The organism is Methylobacterium sp. WL116 (assembly GCF_008039455.1).
Lineage (GTDB): Bacteria > Pseudomonadota > Alphaproteobacteria > Rhizobiales > Beijerinckiaceae > Methylobacterium.
The window spans coordinates 1-1,263 of the sequence record NZ_VRUV01000850.1 but is presented as its reverse complement, the minus strand read 5'-3'; the positions used below and the strand labels follow the sequence as shown (position 1 = coordinate 1,263).

The 1,263-nt window shown below is 74.6% G+C and carries 1 protein-coding gene; it reads left to right on the top strand.

What is annotated here, in order from left to right; genetic code table 11:
* The coding region (locus tag FV223_RS27895; protein WP_187276282.1) for a glycoside hydrolase TIM-barrel-like domain-containing protein at positions 1 to 1,263 on the top strand (1,263 nt) is incomplete at both ends.

The window sequence follows — 1,263 nt, the reverse complement described above, 5'->3', positions numbered from 1 at the left end:
ACCCCTGGCGCGGCCGCATCACCTGCGATCCCGCCCCCGGCCAGCCCGGCAGCCCGGACGGGACGGCGGCGGCCGAGGCGCAGGTGCTGGCCTACTTCGCCGGCGCGCAGGGCTATCGCCGGCAGGTGCTGCACTATGCCGACCTCGCGGCCGGCTGGGCGGCCGCCGGCACGCTGCTCTCCGGCTTCGTCCTCGCCAGCGAGCTCGTCGGCCTCACCCGCGTGCGCGGCGCGGGCGAGACCTGCCCGGCGGCAACGGCGCTGATCGACCTCGCCCGAACGGTGCGCCGGAGGCTCGGGCCGTCGGTGAAGCTCGTCTACGCCGCCGACTGGACCGAGTACGGCGCCCAGGTCCGCGACGGCGGCGCCAGCGTGCGCTTCCCCCTCGACGCGCTGTTTTCCGACCCGAGCATCGACGCGGTCGGGATCGACTATTATCCGCCGATCTCGGACTTTCGCGACACGCCCGCGCAGGCCGACCTCGCCGAGACCGACACGATCTACGACCGCGGCTTCCTCAAGGCCCGGCTCGGCGGCGGCGAGGCGTTCGACTGGTACTACGCCGACGACGAGGCCCGCGCCGCGCAGCGCCGCAGTCCGATCACCGACGGCGCCTACGGGAAGCCGTGGACGTTCCGGCCCAAGGACCTCGTCGGCTGGTGGTCGAGCGCGCACGTCGAGCGGGCGGGCGGGGTCGAGACCCGCGCCACGGCCTGGGTGCCGCGCGGGAAGCCGATCTGGCTCACCGAGATCGGCGTGCCGGCGGTCGACAAGGGCACCAACGGACCCAACGTCTTCCCCGACCCGAAATCCTCCGAGAGCGCCTTTCCGCCCGCCTCGCGCGGCCTGCGCGACGAGCTGATCCAGCTGCGCGGCCTGGAGGCGATCCTGTCGCGGTTCGATCCCGTCGCGGCGGGCTTCGCGGCCGCCGACAACCCGCTCTCGCCCGTCTACGGCGGGCCGATGGTCGACCCGGGCGCGGTCTTCGTCTGGGCCTGGGACGCGCGGCCCTACCCGGCCTTTCCCGACCAGGGCTCGGTCTGGGCCGATGCCGGCAACTGGCGGGTCGGCCACTGGATCACCGGCCGGATCGAGGGCTGCGACCTCGACCGGCTGATCGAGCGGATCCTGTCCGACCTCGGCGTCGCCGTGCCGATCGCGATCGAGGCCGCCGCCTACCTCGACGGCGCGGTGATCGACCGGCCGCTCTCGGCCCGCGCCGCCCTGGAGCCGCTGGCGCAGCTCTACGGCCTCGACGTGTCGG